The organism is Rhizobium sp. 3T7, from assembly GCF_020166565.1.
Taxonomy (GTDB): domain Bacteria; phylum Pseudomonadota; class Alphaproteobacteria; order Rhizobiales; family Rhizobiaceae; genus Rhizobium.
The window spans coordinates 22,312-36,675 of the sequence record NZ_JAIQXS010000035.1 but is presented as its reverse complement, the minus strand read 5'-3'; the positions used below and the strand labels follow the sequence as shown (position 1 = coordinate 36,675).

The 14,364-nt window shown below is 59.7% G+C and carries 15 protein-coding genes and 2 pseudogenes; 3 read left to right on the top strand and 14 right to left on the bottom strand.

Translation table 11 applies throughout. The annotated features are described in order from the left end of the window. The first annotated feature begins 219 nt into the window (after window positions 1–219). The 3 genes and pseudogenes from K9B32_RS27930 (at window position 220) to K9B32_RS27920 (ending at window position 1,702) form a co-directional block, all read left to right on the top strand. Window positions 220–983, top strand: a pseudogene (locus tag K9B32_RS27930) (heme ABC transporter permease). Window position 984: 1 nt separating this feature from the next. Continuing rightward, window positions 985–1,149 carry a heme exporter protein CcmD gene (gene ccmD / locus K9B32_RS27925; RefSeq protein ID WP_224568390.1) on the top strand — a complete coding sequence of 55 codons (165 nt, stop codon included), beginning with the start codon at window positions 985–987 and terminating at the stop codon, window positions 1,147–1,149. Further along, entirely contained in the window at window positions 1,142–1,702 is a 561-nt protein-coding gene (locus K9B32_RS27920) for a DsbE family thiol:disulfide interchange protein (protein ID WP_224568388.1), read from the top strand. Before ccmD ends, K9B32_RS27920 begins: the two co-directional genes overlap by 8 nt. Before the next feature lie 76 nt (window positions 1,703–1,778). Here K9B32_RS27920 and K9B32_RS27915 read toward each other — a convergent pair whose 3' ends face one another. From K9B32_RS27915 to K9B32_RS27850, 14 genes and pseudogenes are all read right to left on the bottom strand, one after another. Continuing rightward, the gene (locus tag K9B32_RS27915) at window positions 1,779–2,450 is read right to left on the bottom strand and encodes a CBS domain-containing protein (protein ID WP_224568386.1); all 672 of its coding nucleotides are present in this window, start codon (window positions 2,448–2,450) and stop codon (window positions 1,779–1,781) included. Window positions 2,451–2,495: 45 nt separating this feature from the next. Next, window positions 2,496–2,946 (bottom strand): annotated as a pseudogene (locus tag K9B32_RS27910) (cytochrome c-type biogenesis protein). Then, a complete protein-coding gene (locus K9B32_RS27905) occupies window positions 2,943–4,940 on the bottom strand; it encodes a heme lyase CcmF/NrfE family subunit (protein WP_224568384.1) in 1,998 nt (665 codons plus the stop codon). Before K9B32_RS27905 ends, K9B32_RS27910 begins: the two are co-directional and overlap by 4 nt. Beyond that, window positions 4,937–5,389 (bottom strand): cytochrome c maturation protein CcmE, encoded by a 453-nt coding sequence (gene ccmE, locus K9B32_RS27900; RefSeq protein WP_224568383.1) that lies wholly within the window; start codon window positions 5,387–5,389, stop codon window positions 4,937–4,939. Before ccmE ends, K9B32_RS27905 begins: the two co-directional genes overlap by 4 nt. Continuing rightward, window positions 5,386–6,501 (bottom strand): c-type cytochrome biogenesis protein CcmI, encoded by a 1,116-nt coding sequence (gene ccmI, locus K9B32_RS27895; RefSeq protein ID WP_224568381.1) that lies wholly within the window; start codon window positions 6,499–6,501, stop codon window positions 5,386–5,388. Before ccmI ends, ccmE begins: the two co-directional genes overlap by 4 nt. Window positions 6,502–6,569: 68 nt before the next feature. Continuing rightward, complete coding sequence (locus tag K9B32_RS27890; protein ID WP_224568379.1) at window positions 6,570–7,295, bottom strand: response regulator; 726 nt, start codon at window positions 7,293–7,295, stop codon at window positions 6,570–6,572. A 124-nt stretch (window positions 7,296–7,419) separates the two neighbouring features. Further along, on the bottom strand, window positions 7,420–8,085 hold the full coding sequence (locus K9B32_RS27885) for a Crp/Fnr family transcriptional regulator (protein WP_224568377.1): 666 nt from the start codon (window positions 8,083–8,085) through the stop codon (window positions 7,420–7,422). A 28-nt stretch (window positions 8,086–8,113) separates the two neighbouring features. After that, the gene (gene ccoS, locus K9B32_RS27880) at window positions 8,114–8,269 is read right to left on the bottom strand and encodes a cbb3-type cytochrome oxidase assembly protein CcoS (RefSeq protein WP_224568375.1); all 156 of its coding nucleotides are present in this window, start codon (window positions 8,267–8,269) and stop codon (window positions 8,114–8,116) included. Continuing rightward, a complete protein-coding gene (locus K9B32_RS27875; protein WP_224568373.1) occupies window positions 8,266–10,542 on the bottom strand; it encodes a cation-translocating P-type ATPase in 2,277 nt (758 codons plus the stop codon). The genes ccoS and K9B32_RS27875 overlap by 4 nt, the downstream gene beginning before the upstream one ends. Next, complete coding sequence (locus K9B32_RS27870; RefSeq protein WP_224568371.1) at window positions 10,539–11,024, bottom strand: FixH family protein; 486 nt, start codon at window positions 11,022–11,024, stop codon at window positions 10,539–10,541. Before K9B32_RS27870 ends, K9B32_RS27875 begins: the two co-directional genes overlap by 4 nt. Further along, window positions 11,021–12,589 (bottom strand): cytochrome c oxidase accessory protein CcoG, encoded by a 1,569-nt coding sequence (gene ccoG, locus K9B32_RS27865; protein WP_224568369.1) that lies wholly within the window; start codon window positions 12,587–12,589, stop codon window positions 11,021–11,023. The genes K9B32_RS27870 and ccoG overlap by 4 nt, the downstream gene beginning before the upstream one ends. A gap of 555 nt (window positions 12,590–13,144) precedes the next feature. Then, window positions 13,145–13,330 (bottom strand): hypothetical protein, encoded by a 186-nt coding sequence (locus K9B32_RS27860; protein WP_224568367.1) that lies wholly within the window; start codon window positions 13,328–13,330, stop codon window positions 13,145–13,147. A 10-nt stretch (window positions 13,331–13,340) separates the two neighbouring features. After that, on the bottom strand, window positions 13,341–14,204 hold the full coding sequence (ccoP, locus tag K9B32_RS27855) for a cytochrome-c oxidase, cbb3-type subunit III (protein WP_224568366.1): 864 nt from the start codon (window positions 14,202–14,204) through the stop codon (window positions 13,341–13,343). A gap of 1 nt (window position 14,205) precedes the next feature. Next, the gene (locus K9B32_RS27850; protein ID WP_007795252.1) at window positions 14,206–14,358 is read right to left on the bottom strand and encodes a CcoQ/FixQ family Cbb3-type cytochrome c oxidase assembly chaperone; all 153 of its coding nucleotides are present in this window, start codon (window positions 14,356–14,358) and stop codon (window positions 14,206–14,208) included. Window positions 14,359–14,364: the final 6 nt, after the last annotated feature.

The following is a 14,364-nucleotide window of genomic DNA, read 5'->3' as shown; positions in this document are numbered from 1 at the left end:
TTCTGCGGAGCGATCGGTACAGGAGGCTAACGCGGTCGTATTTGATCTTTGTCAAGCAACTGGCGTTTCGCTTGTTAAAAACGATCGGAAGTTCGGGTGTCGGGTCGGCGGACAGGCTTACCCTCGGCGAAGAGTAAAGTGCCAGCAGTTGATCGCTTTCGTCTCTTCATTGATCGGGATCAATTAACGGGCGCGAGTCTAGCACTAAGGTCTGCACGCATGAGCCCATACACCCGATTGAAGAGCGCCGTTGCTGGTTTGGCCCAGCCCACCAGGTTTCTAGAGCTCGCCGAGCGCGTGCTTCCCTTCCTGCTGGCTCTTACCGCGCTCTGTCTTGTGGGAGGCCTGTATCTGAGCTTTAGCTCCGACGTCGACTACCAGCAGGGCTCGACGGTACGGATCATGTACGTCCATGTCCCAACGGCCTGGATCGCCATGCTCTGCTACACGGTGATGACCGCCAATGCGATCGGGTCCATAGTATGGCGACATCCGCTGGCGGATGTTGCTGCCAGGGCCGCAGCGCCGCTGGGCGCCACATTCACGTTTGTATCGCTGGTGACGGGAGCGATCTGGGGCAATCGATGTGGGGCACATGGTGGGTCTGGGACGCACGCCTGACTTCTATGTTTGTCCTGTTCATCATGTATCTCGGTATCGTCGCCATCAACCGGGCGATCGATGAGCCGACACGAGCCGCGCGCGTCACCGCGGTTCTCATCATCGTCGGGTTCGTGAACATCCCGATCATCAAGTTTTCCGTCGATTGGTGGAACACGCTCCACCAGCCTGCAAGCGTCCTTCGGTTCGATGGACCGGCGCTCGATATCGAATTCCTGCGACCATTGATGGTCATGGGCCTCGCGTTCGTCGCCCTCTTCTTTACGCTCTACCTGGCGTCGATCAGAAACGAGATCTGGAGAAGAAAGATCATCGCGCAGCACAGGCTCGCAGCAAGATTCGTAGTTCACAAGGAGAATTGAAATGGATCACCAGCACTATGTGGTAGCGGCATACGCCTTGACGTTTACCGTGATGTTGGCAACGGCCGTGAAGGTCTGGCTTGCCGGCCGAAGCTACCGTCGACAAGTCAGAGGACTTGCAACTGTTCGCCGCCATCAGCCGCGCGACGCGCGCCAGCATGCGTAACTATGTTCTGGCCGGTCTCCCGCTGATGGTGTTTTTGGGAATCGCTGGCGCTGTCGCGAATACTCTCTATCGCGAATCCGTTGAGGGATATTCGCCGACGACAATTCCCTCGGCACTTATCGGACAGAAGCATCCGGCAGTGAACCTTCCGCCGCTCGCGGGCCTGCCAACGCCGGCGCTCGACGAAAGCGTCTTCGAAAATAAGGTCGTCGTCCTGAACATCTTCGCATCGTGGTGCGTCCCCTGTCGGCAGGAACATCCGGCACTCATGCAGCTCGCCAAGGACCCGCGTGTCCAGCTGGTGGCCGTCAACTACAAGGACGCACCGGAGAAGGCGTTGGCCTTCCTTCAGGAAAATGGAAATCCTTTCGCTGCCATTGGCGTTGATGACGCAGGACGAAGCGCGATGGACTGGGGTGTGTACGGGGTACCAGAGACTTTTGTGATCGATCGCTCGGGGCGGATAACTCATAAGCATGTCGGACCGCTGGAAAACGACAGCCTCTCACGCGAGATCAACCCTGCCATCGACGACGCCCTCTCCGCTGACTAGCGACCAGACGACTAATCTTTGGCGTCGCGCAAAGAAGCGGTGTACCGGAGGCTGGTTGTCCCCCATTCAGTCCATGTCATTCGCTGGTGGAGGGCGTGACGCGGAGCCGGTCGCGGTATCCACCGATTCCGAGGCTCTCGACCAGAACCTTTATGGCCTTGCGCTTAAGATCCGATTCAACCTGGCCATCCACGGTCACCTGTCCGTTGGCGACCGACACCTGAATCTTTTGAGGCGTCAGGCCAAGGTCGGCGCGCAGCCGGGTTCGAATGGCGAGACGAATGGATTCGTCCTCTCTTGGCAGCGTGATGGACGGCGCTTCGACGATTACGCGCAGGATGTCCCGGCGGCTTACTATTCCTACCAGTCTGCCGTCCTCGACGATTGGCAGCCGCTTGATCCGATGCGCCTGCAGGCTTTCGGCGATATCCGACACTTCGCTATCCGGCCGCGCAACGATGACGTCCTGAGCCATGACGTCTGCGACGCACCATCCATGGCTGCAGATATAGCGTTCCAAGTCGATTTCCGAGATGGGTTCGGCCGACCGAACGGAGCGCGGAGCAAGTCGTATTTCTCTGCGCAGAAGCAGGTCGCCTTCGGTCAACATGCCGCAAACTCGGCTCTCGTCATCGACGACGGGAAGCCCGCTGATATTGTTTTGGATCATGACCGCGACGGCGTGGCGCACACCTACTGCTGGGCTGATTGAGACCACGTTCGTGGTCATTATGTCCTTCGCCTGCATGGTCCTGCCCTCACTGTCGTGGTTATGCATCGATCAAGGTAATGGCTAGGCATCGGCCTTGCTTTGATTTCCGTCAAACTTCGATGCGAGCAAGTGCTGAAGCTCGGCGCTCTCCTGATCGCTGAGCGCGGCTACGGTCCGACGCCTCGTCCCGCTTGCAACGGCTACAAGGACTGCGGAAGCGACCCCGGCAAGCAACAAGGGCGCTGCCCATAGGAGGATCGTTCGCGCGTTGACGCGCGGCTTTAGCAGGACGAATTCACCGTATCGCGACACCAAGTAGTCGTTCGCGAACGAGAAGCCGCAGGTCTTTGGCGAGCTCCGCGTTGGATTCATCGATCGACTGGTTCTGGCAGACCATGCAGCGCAGCTCGGAAGAGATCGCCCCAGCCCGCGCCTCCTGGCCGGGATCCGCGAGCATCTCGTCCGGGTTCACGGCGAAGGCGGGCAGGCTTGAGAGAAGGAGCAGCAGCGCGAGGACGACACGTCGCATCATTCCGCAAGCTCCGCAATTGCCGTGAGGCTCCTCGAGGGCTTTGCTTTGCGACTTGGCGCTCCGATGCGGAGCCGGCGGTCACTAAGAGAAACGAAGCCTCCGACGGCCATGACCAGGGCGCCACCCCAGATGAGCGTGATGAGCGGTTTCCACCAGACCCGTACGACAATGCCACCGTCGTTGGTCGGATCGCCGAGAGAGAGGTAGAGCTGGCTGAACCCGAACGTCAGGATGCCCGCTTCGGTCGTGGGCATCTGTCGCGCATCGGAGACGCGTTTTGCCGACCATGTCTCGCCAACTCTGACGCCACCACGGCTTATGATGAAGTGCCCGCGATCTTCTTTGTAGTTCGGCCCCCTTTCGGGGCTCATCCCATCGAACCTAATCGAGTATCCCCCGGCATCGATAGTTTCGCCGGGTTTCATCTGTGCCACGCGCTCGGTTTCGAACGTCGTGACGGCAACGATGCCGAGAACGGTCAGCCCGAGCCCGGCGTGGGCGAGAGCAGTGCCGAATGCTGAACGAGGCAGCCCGCAGAGCCGGCGCCATGCCACCCGGCTGGGGACCTTGCCTACGCCCGCGCGGTGCCAAAGCTCGGCGAGCGCCCCCAGCACCAGATAGAGGCCCGCCGCGAGTCCGAAGATCGAGAGTACCGGCCCGCCGTGGTGCGCATAGAAGACGGCCAGGGCGGCGACGAACGAAATGGCGGTGACAAGGTACAAGCGTTGCATTGCCCCCAGGAGATCCCCGCGCTTCCACGCAAGAAGGGGTCCAAACGGGACGATAATTAACAGCGGGATCATCAGCGATCCGAACGTCAGGTTGAAGAACGGTGCGCCGACGGAAATCTTGTCGCCTGTGATCGTCTCCAGCAGCAGAGGATACAGGGTTCCCGTCAGCACCGTTCCGCAGGCGATGGTGAGGATAAGATTGTTCAGTACCAGCGAACCCTCACGTGATATCGGTGCAAACAATCCCCCGGCGCTAAGCGTGGGTGCACGGTAGGCGAACAGCGACAGCGAGCCACCGATAAAAACCAGCAGGATACAAAGGATGAAGATGCCACGGGAAGGATCGCTTGCAAACGCGTGGACCGAGGTCAGCACTCCGGACCGCACAAGGAAGGTTCCCATTAGCGACAGGGAGAAGGTGAGGATCGCAAGAAGCACCGTCCATATCTTCAGCGCCTCGCGTTTCTCCATCACCAGTGCGGAATGAAGGAGCGCGGTGCCGGCAAGCCACGGCATGAAGGACGAATTCTCGACCGGATCCCAGAACCACCAGCCGCCCCACCCGAGCTCGTAGTACGCCCAGTAAGAACCCATGGCGATGCCGAGCGTCAGGAAGGTCCAGGCGGCAAGCGTCCACGGCCGGACCCAGCGCGCCCAGGCGGCGTCGATGCGCCCCTCGACAAGCGCGGCGATGGCGAAGGAGAAGCAGATGGAGAAACCGACGTAGCCCAGGTAGAGAAGCGGTGGATGTATCGCGAGGCCGACGTCCTGCAGGACCGGATTGAGATCCTTGCCCTCGCCTGGCGCAGGATCAAGACGCGCGAATGGATTCGACGTAAGCAGAATGAAAAGAATGAATGCGACCGAGATCCATGCCTGTACGGAAAGTACATTCGCCTTCAACGTCTGCGGAAGATTGCGGCCAAAGACGGCAACGAACGCGCTGAACAACGACAGGATCAGTAGCCAGAGCATCATCGATCCCTCGTGATTGCCCCAGACACCCGAGTATTTGAAGATCAACGGCACGAGGGAGTGCGAGTTCTCCCACACGTTCTCGACCGAGAAGTCCGAAACAACGTGGGCATAGGTCAGGACGCCAAAAGAGAAAGCCACCAACAAGAAGAATATCACGGACCCGAGCGGAGCCACCTCCATCGTCTGATAGTCAAGGCGGCGCGCACCGATCGCAGGGACGACGGAGACAACGATGGCCGTTGCCAGTGCAAGCACGAGTGCGTAGTGACCGATCTCGATGATCATTGCGCGGCTCCCGCATGCTGCCAAAGTCCCTGCTCTTTCAGCCCGTCGGCCACATCCTTCGGCATGTACTTCTCGTCGTGCTTGGCAAGGACCGTATCCGCGTTGAAGACATCGCTTCCGGTTTCAAAGCGGCCCTCCGTCACGACGCCCTGACCTTCCCGAAAGAGATCGGGCAGGGATCCCGCATATCGAACCTTGATGACGCCGCCGGCCGGGTCGGTGACGGCAAACTCCACCGTCGAACCGGCGCCACGCACGATGCTGCCTTCGCCAACGAGGCCGCCAAGGCGGATGCGCGTTGCGGGCTGAAGATCATTTTTCGCGAGGTCGGACGGCATGTAGAAGTAGGCGACTGATTGGCTGAAGGCGAACATGACGAGCAACACCGCGGCAACTATGAAACTCATGCCGCCACCAACGACCGCAAGGCGTTTTTGCTTGCGTGTCATCTCGTCGTTCCTTCCATAGAAATGCCAAGCTCTCGCCCAAGCGATACGAGCCGGCCGCCCTTGTCGCTGTCGGCAGGAAACGTCGTCAGTCCTCGTCTGAGCGCCGCCAGCGCCTGTCCGTCGTCTTTGAGCACCGCGTAGGATCTGATCAGCTTCAACCAACCGTCGAGATTGTTTGGGTCGGCGGTCAGCTTCGCGTCCAAACTGTCGACCATTCTGCGGATCATCTCGGGTTCTTGGTCAGGCCGCATCAACCCGGCCGCTGCCGTGTCGATCTTCCCGGGTCCATCGATATGCGGGCCGCCGTTTGCGGTGATGTGTTCCCTTAAAAGCGGCATCCAAGGAGCTGTCACTGGCGATGTCGCAGCAAGCGCTTCGAACGCCTGTCGTGCGCCGACTTTGTCTCCCGCCTGCTCCAGCGACAGCGCAAGGTAGAACCGCGCCCGCGGATTTTGGGGCTCAAGTTCGAGTATCTGGTCCAGTACGGCTTGCGCTTGCCCGGTCACCGTGCCTCCCGATTGCGCCATTAATGTCTCTGCGAGACCGTCCAGACGTGGAACGCCTGGACCCAGAATCCGAACGGCGTTGCGGTAGGCGTTCTCTGCATCGCCCGCTCGGCCCATCTTCAGTAGAACCGGGGCGATGACATCCCAGCCGCGACCGTCGGCGGGGTCCTGAGCGAGGTGTTGCTCAGTCTTTTGAATGAGGATCGCAATATCCTGGCCGGGATTCCTCAAGCGAGCCTGCAGCGGCTGCGAGGGTAGCTCTGGCGAACCAATGGCGACGTACATGCCGATGCTCAAAAGCGGAAGCAACGATACGACACAGAACCTGAGCCATAGATGACTTCGCGGATGCATTGACTGCTCTGGCGCCTTGTCCTTGGCTCTGAAAAGACGGCGAGCGGTTTCGGCGCGGGCGAGTTCATATTCGCCTGGCGCAATCTGCCCGGCTTCCATTTCGTGCTCGAGTTCGAGAAGCTGGTTGCGATAAACAGTGGATGCCATTTGCGATTGGCTTGGACGCCGGGAGCGACCGCCGGACGCCAGCGGATGAAGAAGTACTGCTGTTGTGGCGGTCGTAATGACCGCGAAGAGAATCCAAATAGCCATTGTCTTTAGACGCCTGTGTGCGCCCGAAGACTAGCGGAGTTCATCACCCGAACATTGATGCGGATCAATTAGGGACGACTTAGTTGACCCGTGAACACATATCCAACCCCACGGACCGACTGGATGAGTGCAGGCGCCTTCGGGTCGACCTCGATCTTCTTCCGCAGTCGTACGATCTGGGCGTCGATCGCCCTGTCGAAGGCTTCCAGGTTTCGGTTTCTTGTCTGGTCCATGAGCGTCTCTCGCGACAATACGCGGCCGGCATTGCGGACGAACACCAGAAGCATGTCGAACTCCCCGGTGGTGAGAGGCACGTCGCCGCCGCTCGGGGCGGTGAGCCGTCTGCGAGCGAGGTCCAGTCGCCACCCGTCGAAGACGAGGCTTTCCTCTTCATGGGCGAAAGCGCGCGAGGGCAGCGTCGTCGATGCGCGTCTACGCAAGACGGTCCGTAAGCGTGCAAGAAGTTCGCGCAGATGAAACGGCTTGGCTATGTAGTCGTCGGCGCCCACCTCCAGTCCGACAACCTTGTCCGTGACGTCGTCTTGGCCCGTCAGCATAAGCACTGGCACGTCGGACGTATTGCGAAGCTCCCTCAAGAGCTCCAGGCCGTTCTCTCCATTCGGAAGCACGAGATCGAGGAACACGGCGGCGTATGGTGCCTTCGCCAGTTCCGCGCGCATGGCAGAGCCGTTGCTCACGGCATGCACCCGGTAGCCGTTGTCCTCGAAGTAACGGATCAGCATCTGCCTGATCCGGGCGTCATCATCGACTACTAGAATGCGATCTGATTCCATTTCGCTCAATCGTCCCGCTGCGAACTTGCAACGGAGAAATAACGCAGGATTTTAGCCAACGCCACAGGCAGGATTGTAAATCCGATGTCGCGGATAAAACTCAGTGGCGGCTGGCATTCGGTCTCTAGCAGGCCTGTTTCAATAGGCTCACGCTCTCGATGGAGATGTTCTTGCCTTTGACGGCGACGCCTGACGGTGCCAGGGCGGCAAACGCACGCGAGAGGGCTTCGGGGGCCAGACCCAGCTTTCCCGCAAGTATTCGTTTTTGATAGGGTAGACGCAATGTGACACGAGAAACGGAAGGTGGGCATCGGGCGACGAGGTAGTTGGCTACCCTCTGGGCTGCCGTATGAAGCCGATCTCCCGCAATGCAGTCGAGTGCGCCCAGAAAATGTCTCGCCATTATGTGCATAATGTTTCGTTGAATACCGCAATGCTGCTGCGCGAGTGACCGCAACTGCTTGAGATCGAACATCACAATTTCCGTAAACTCCGCCGCCCAGGCACCATGTGCGTAGGTGGTCCCGCCGGCAACGAGGTATTCCCCGAAGATGTCACCGGGTTCGCAAATGCAGACATCAGCTTCGCGGCCAGCCGATTCCTTCTTTGTAAGGCGCACGAGCCCGCTGACGACACAGAAAATGAAACCAGCTTTCTGCCCCTCTTCGATGATTCGTTCGTGAGCAGAGAATGTTTGTGCTTTGGCCAGGACCGATAGCGTCTCCACAGTTTCTCGATCCAACCCTGCGAGCAGCTCGGATCGCAGAAGCACGGGATTTCTTGCAAGCATCGTCCTTCCTTTCGTGCCTGGGCAACCGTCACGGTGTCGGTTCGTTTTCATCGTCTGAGAGCACACGCCAGGCGGCGCCCTGAAGGTCCTCGTACTGGCCGCTTTTAAGCGACCAAAGGAAGGCAAGGAGCCCCATACCGCCCATAAACAGCGCGATCGGGATCAGGTAGATCAACATGTTCATGCTGCGTTGACCTCTCTGGTCGCGGTCATCGTTTGTTCTCGACGCTGGCGCATGCCGCGTGTGTTCAGCCGTAGAGCGTTCGTGACGACGATGATCGAGGAGGTGGACATTGCCACTGCAGCGATCAGCGGAGTTGCATATCCTGCGATCGCGATCGGAACCGCCAACACGTTGTAGCCAATCGCGAGCGCGAAGTTCTGACGGATGAGCCTCGCAGCTTGTTTCGCGACCGCGATAGCCTGGGGCACGACCTCCAGCCGCTCGTTGAAGAATACCAGATCGGCGGCCTGGCGACCGATGTCGGACGCCGTGGCGGGAGCCATCGAAACGTGGGCCGCAGCAAGCGCCGGGGCGTCGTTGATGCCGTCGCCAACCATCAAAACTCGATGGCCATCGGCGCTGAATCGTTGGCATTCCTCAACCTTCTGCTGTGGCGCAAGAGCGCCCAGGGCCTTGTCAAGACCCAGCACGAGAGCCGTATTGTCGACCACGCTCTGGCGGTCGCCCGAGATGATCACCGTTTCATATCCGCGCACCTTGAGCTCATCCACGGCTTCTCTGGCGCCCGGTCGAAGCATGTCCTCGAAGAAGAAGCGGGCCCGAACTTCGCCATTTCTCGACAGCACGACCTCGGAGAAGGGGCTATCATCGCTTGAGGATGCCGAGATGGCGTCTGCAAACGCCGCGTTGCCCAGTCTATAGGTCTCGTCTCCGCGAGAAGCCTGAAGCCCGCCTCCAGGAATCTCGCTCACGCGATCGAACGATATGGGAGCCGGCCCCCCGCTGCGCGCTAAGGCTTGCGACAGTGGATGGCGCGAATGCACTGCCAAGCCCTTGGCTTTCGCTATCAACGTTTCGTCCGAGGCTGTGGTCGTTACCAGCCGTGGCACGCCAATGGTCAGCGTGCCCGTCTTGTCGAAGGCAACCGTGTCGACCTCTGCCAGTCGTTCCAGCGCAGAGCCATCCTTCACCATGATCCCTCTTCGGAAGAGTTCGCCCGCAGCAACGACCTGTACAACGGGGACTGCGAGACCGAGCGCGCACGGGCAGGTGATGATGAGAACGGCCACCGCCACCAACATCGCATGCGTCCAGTCGCCTCCCAAAAAGCCCCACGCGAGAAACGAGACAAGCGCTAGAAGGTGGACTGCCGGCGAGTAAAGGGATGCGGCCCGGTCGGCGATGCGACGGTAGCGAGCGCGGCCGCCTTCGGCCGCTTCCATCAGATTGATGATTTCTGCGAGAAGGGAGTTCTTCGCAAGTTTTGTCGCACGCACGACGAGCGAGCCGGTCAGGTTCATAGCTCCTGAGCTAACCTGGCTCCTGCCGGCGACGGCTACGGGACTGCTTTCGCCGGTAACGATCGAAAGATCAATGTCGCTTTCTCCGCTGACGATCATTCCGTCAACCGGAATGCGCTCCCCGGCCGCGATCGCGATTTCATCACCAACGGCTATATCCTCAATTGCGACGTAACGCCGTGATCCGTCGCGCATCAGCAGCAACGCTCCGCGCGGAGCCAGTCTTGCCAGGCCGTTGATTGCCGCGCGAGCCTTCTCGCGCATCACGTGATCGAGGGTTCTTCCTATAAGAAGAAAGAACAGCAGCGAAACCGATGCGTCGAACCACGCGTGCTCGCCGTGGTGCATGGTCTCCCATAGGGAAACCGCGTACGAGAGCGTGACCGCCAAGGAAATAGGCACGTCCATGTTGGTCCGGCCGTGCTTGAGCGCATTCCATGCCGACCGGAAAAAAAAGCGCCCGGCGTAGACCAGGGCGGGGGCCGCGATCAACGCGGAGATCCAATGGAACATATCACGCGTCGCGGCGTCGGCTCCCGACCACACCGAAACCGATAACAGCATGATGTTCGTGGCTGCAAAGCCGGATACTCCCACGGCAAGCAGGAGTTGATTCCTTGTTGCGTCGTTTTCCGAGGCGATGGGAGTGAAAAGGTGCGCCCGATATCCGGCTGCGTTGATTGCAGAGATAATTCCCGTTGGATCTGTGGTGCGCTTTTCAAACTCCTCGCGGTATATGCACGTCACTCGCCGCGACGTGAGATTTACCCTTGCCTTTGCAACATAGGGAAGTGCGGACAGCGCCCTCTCGATGGTCGAAATACACCCACCGCAATGGACGTCGGGGACGCTTAGGTCGAGCTGGCGAAGGCCGTCCCCCAGCGGGTAGCTTGCAAGCGCGATCTCCTCGGCGCTGAACGCTGTCGCGCTCATTGCAAGTACGCTCTCGGTATTCATGTCGCAGCATGTCATTGGCCGAACCCCGCGGTGTCGATGCGAGCGGCTTCGTGCATGACGATGGCGTCGCCTTTGCGGGAGATCACTTCAACTATCCAGTCGCCCGACGCGAGACGATGGCGGGCTTCGAACCGTCCTTCGCCGACCTTGCTGAACGGCACCTGGAAGTCCTCGTGGTCGCCGACGGGGCGCTTGAAGTTCGCGGTGACCTCGTCGACCGCTGCAGGAGACCGATCCTTGTTACGGATGTCATAGTGGATCACGTCGTCCTTCAGGGAGAGTTTACCGACGATGCCCGATGCCGCCATCGCCTTCATGGCCTCGGCCTTGCGATTGAATTCCTGACTGGCGACGTAAGTGTTCTCCACCACCAGACCGCTCCAGCTCGACGATGCGAACCAGGCCATCGTAACGTTGACGCCAATGACGACCGCGAAGAAGGCGGACGTGACGAAAAGCATGTGTCGGCCAGTGAATCCTTGAGCGCGAGTGGTCATTTGACGTCTCCTGGGGCGTTGAACGCGGCACGGTAGGTCGCCCGATCGGAACGGTCGGCGTCCTCGATGATGAAAAGGAACTCGTTGACTGCGGCGCCGGTCTGCTTGCGGGTGACGAATACCTTCAGCGAAGTAGCGACGTCGGGTTGAGCGTCCACAGTGAAGCTGCGGGCATCCTCTCTTCCGAATTCGGGGATGCGCATCGTCGCCCCTTCGAGACCGGAAAGGCTGACCTGTATTCGCCTGGGCTGCGGCACCATGTTCAGGATACGGAGCGTGTAGCCATTTCGGATCGAGCCGTCGCTCTCCAGAACATATTGTGGGTTGCGGTCGTGGACGACGTTGAGTTCGAGCCGGTCCCGCAATGCCAGATGCACGAGCATGGCAATACCGATCAACGACCAGACGACCGCGTAGAACACCACTCTTAGACGAAAGATGATGCGCCAGTTGAAGTGCCGGATCGCCTCCACGAACGTGCCGTCGGCATTGCGCACCTTGGCGGGCTGGACCTGTGTGCGTCCGTTGTCGGTCGCAAGTGCCATGTTGCTCGCATACTCGCTAAGGGTGGCATATGCGATCAGTCCGCGGGGCTTGCCAAGTTTGTCCATGACTCCGTCGCACGCGTCGATGCAAAGGGCGCAGGTGATGCACTCCATCTGCTGGCCGTCTCGAATGTCGATCCCCATGGGACAGACGGCTACGCAGGCGTTGCAATCCACGCAGTCTCCGACGGCTATTCCTTTCGCCTGGGTCTTCTTGGCGTGACGCGAGCGGGTTTCACCGCGCCAGTCGTTGTAGGTTACGACCAACGAGTTCTCGTCGAGCATGGCGCCCTGGATGCGAGGCCAGGGGCACATGTAGGTGCAGACCTGCTCGCGCATCAGGCCGCCAAGCACGTAGGTCGTTGCCGTGAGGATAGTGACGGTCGCGTAAGCCACGGCGGGGGCCTGTCCGGTGAACAATGAAGAAGCGAGACTGGGCGCATCCGCGAAATAGAAGATCCAGGCTCCGCCCGTGGCAACGCCAATGACGATCCAGATCGTGTGCTTCACGACACGCTTTCGTATCTTGTCGAAGCTCCATGGCCCGGCGTCGAGCTTCATTCTAGCGTTGCGGTCGCCTTCGATCGCGCGCTCAACGACCAAAAACAAATCAACCCAAACCGTCTGGGGACAAGCGTACCCGCACCAGGCGCGTCCGACTGCGGAAGTTACCAAGAAGAGGCCAAAACCGGCCATCACAAGCAGGCCGGCTACGTAGTAGAATTCCTGTGGCCAGATCTCGATGAAAAAGAAGAAGAAACGACGTGATGACAGGTCAACGAGAATGGCCTGATCGGGGGCATAGGGGCCACGATCCCAGCGAATCCACGGCGCAAGATAGTAGATGCCAAGCGTGACCAGCATCACGATCCATTTGAACCGACGAAATCGACCTTCAGCCCTTTTGGGAAACACCTTTTTTCTGGCGGCGTAGAGAGGCTCACGGTTTCGGCGGGCGTTGACGGGCTCGGCGTTCAACCGTTCGACGTTCTCGGGATCTGGCGCTGTATATAGGTTCATGGGGCTTGTCCGAATTTTACCTGCCCGTTCTTGCAGCTTCGCGACCACCCTTCCTTGACGCAGATCAAGAACGGGCGATCCGCGAAAAAAAGCCGCGCTCTGGACAGCAGGCGCGGCCTCGAAGGAGTTGGACAAGCAGCGCATACCGGCGTTTGGGCTTCTGTCCTTTGAGCCCCATCAACGACGCAGCGCGACCACAAAAAAAGAGGGCCACGCCTTGGAGAGAGGTGGCGTGGCCCGGAAGATCCGCGGGAAAGAATATCCGCGATAACTTCCACTAGACGGCAGGAGTCTTAGAGGTTGGCGTGGCCGCCGTCTTTGAGATGGGTCAAACTGCGAGGAGAGGTGGCCCAGCGCAGGCTGCGCCGCAGCCAGTACGCCGGACTGGGGTTGCGCCGTGCGCGATATTCTTCCGTAGCTTGCCCGCCTTTCACGAAGGCGAGGACCGACGACCGGGACGATCTCCAAAAAAATGGCCGCATCCGAAGAGATGCGGCCCCAAGTCTATGCTGGGAGAGGATGCGCGCTCACATCCTCGATTGGACAAGCGCCACTTTAGCGGCTTGTGGCCTTGTGATCCTTGAGGCAGGTCAAGTTCACAATCGAACTGCCGATCTTTTCGGGGTCGTCCTGTTCGCTGACCGGCGGCGCCGTCTTCGCGCGTGCCGATACACGCGTATGGATGACGGCGCGCGGCGTGCCGTAGAGGCCGAGGAGTGGGTTGTGGTCGTGGTTTGTCATTGTGATCTCCTTACGTCCCGCCGCCCAGCGAGTGGACGAACACTGTGAGCTCTTTCACCGTGGTATCGCCCAACCTTACAGACCAGGCGGGCATCATTCCGTGCTTTGGCGAATTGATCTGACGAACAATTGCATCTTCACCACTTCCCTTGAGCCAGATCGCGTCGGCGAGATCGGGAGCGCCCATATCCACCTTGCCTTTGGCGTCCTGCCCGTGACAGGCGGCGCAGTTGTCCACAAACACCTGCTTTCCGGGTTCCGCGAGCTCCGGCTTGGATGGAGTGTTGGTCAGCCCCCACACGTAAGCTGCGACTTGTTCTGTCTGCGTTGCGTCCAGGATCTCCTTGAATGCCGGCATCTCGGAAACGTGAGTTTCGGCGTCTGCATCGAAGCGAATTCCGTGAGCAATCGTCTTTTGAATCGAGTCGAGGTCGCCGCCCCACAGCCAGTCGTCGTCGTTCAAATTGGGGAAGCCGGGCCCCCCACTTGCTCCAGAACCATGGCAGGGTGCGCAGTTGACCTTAAAGGCCGATGCCCCGCCCGCGATAGCGAACTCGCGTAGCGCTGGGTCCGCATCGATTTCCTGCACGGTCTTGGTGGCGATCATGTCATGGAATTTCATCTGGCCTGCCCTGGCCAGGTCGAGGTCCTGCTGAAGCTCGGCACGGCTCGAGAAGCCGAGAAGCCCCTTCGTTGTGGAGGTGATCATCGGGATGGCAGGATACGCGACGGCATACCCGACGGCCCACAGAATCGTTGCATAGAACGTCCACACCCACCATCTTGGCATCGGGTTGTTCAACTCGCGGATGCCATCCCATTCGTGTCCGGTGGTTTCGACGCCGCTGATTTCATCGATGTGCTTTTCCGACATCTCAATCATCCTTCAAGGGAATATCGGCGGCCTCTTTAGCCGTCTGCTTGCTGCCGGGACGAAGCGTGAAGAGGACCGCGCCTACGAAAAACGCGGCCATTGCCAGCAGGCCCCAACTGTCGGCGAAGTGCCGCATTGCTGTGTAAGTTTCCATCGGATC

Excerpts from the sequence above, each read along its gene's own strand:
- ccmD (WP_224568390.1), top strand. The coding sequence starts at position 985 with ATGGATCACCAGCACTATGTGGTAGCGGCATACGCCTTGACGTTTACC.
- K9B32_RS27920 (WP_224568388.1), top strand. The coding sequence starts at position 1,142 with ATGCGTAACTATGTTCTGGCCGGTCTCCCGCTGATGGTGTTTTTGGGA.
- K9B32_RS27915 (WP_224568386.1), bottom strand. The coding sequence starts at position 2,450 with ATGCAGGCGAAGGACATAATGACCACGAACGTGGTCTCAATCAGCCCA.
- K9B32_RS27905 (WP_224568384.1), bottom strand. The coding sequence starts at position 4,940 with ATGATCATCGAGATCGGTCACTACGCACTCGTGCTTGCACTGGCAACG.
- ccmE (WP_224568383.1), bottom strand. The coding sequence starts at position 5,389 with ATGACACGCAAGCAAAAACGCCTTGCGGTCGTTGGTGGCGGCATGAGT.
- ccmI (WP_224568381.1), bottom strand. The coding sequence starts at position 6,501 with ATGGCTATTTGGATTCTCTTCGCGGTCATTACGACCGCCACAACAGCA.
- K9B32_RS27890 (WP_224568379.1), bottom strand. The coding sequence starts at position 7,295 with ATGGAATCAGATCGCATTCTAGTAGTCGATGATGACGCCCGGATCAGG.
- K9B32_RS27885 (WP_224568377.1), bottom strand. The coding sequence starts at position 8,085 with ATGCTTGCAAGAAATCCCGTGCTTCTGCGATCCGAGCTGCTCGCAGGG.
- ccoS (WP_224568375.1), bottom strand. The coding sequence starts at position 8,269 with ATGAACATGTTGATCTACCTGATCCCGATCGCGCTGTTTATGGGCGGT.
- K9B32_RS27875 (WP_224568373.1), bottom strand. The coding sequence starts at position 10,542 with ATGACATGCTGCGACATGAATACCGAGAGCGTACTTGCAATGAGCGCG.
- K9B32_RS27870 (WP_224568371.1), bottom strand. The coding sequence starts at position 11,024 with ATGACCACTCGCGCTCAAGGATTCACTGGCCGACACATGCTTTTCGTC.
- ccoG (WP_224568369.1), bottom strand. The coding sequence starts at position 12,589 with ATGAACCTATATACAGCGCCAGATCCCGAGAACGTCGAACGGTTGAAC.
- K9B32_RS27860 (WP_224568367.1), bottom strand. The coding sequence starts at position 13,330 with ATGACAAACCACGACCACAACCCACTCCTCGGCCTCTACGGCACGCCG.
- ccoP (WP_224568366.1), bottom strand. The coding sequence starts at position 14,204 with ATGTCGGAAAAGCACATCGATGAAATCAGCGGCGTCGAAACCACCGGA.
- K9B32_RS27850 (WP_007795252.1), bottom strand. The coding sequence starts at position 14,358 with ATGGAAACTTACACAGCAATGCGGCACTTCGCCGACAGTTGGGGCCTG.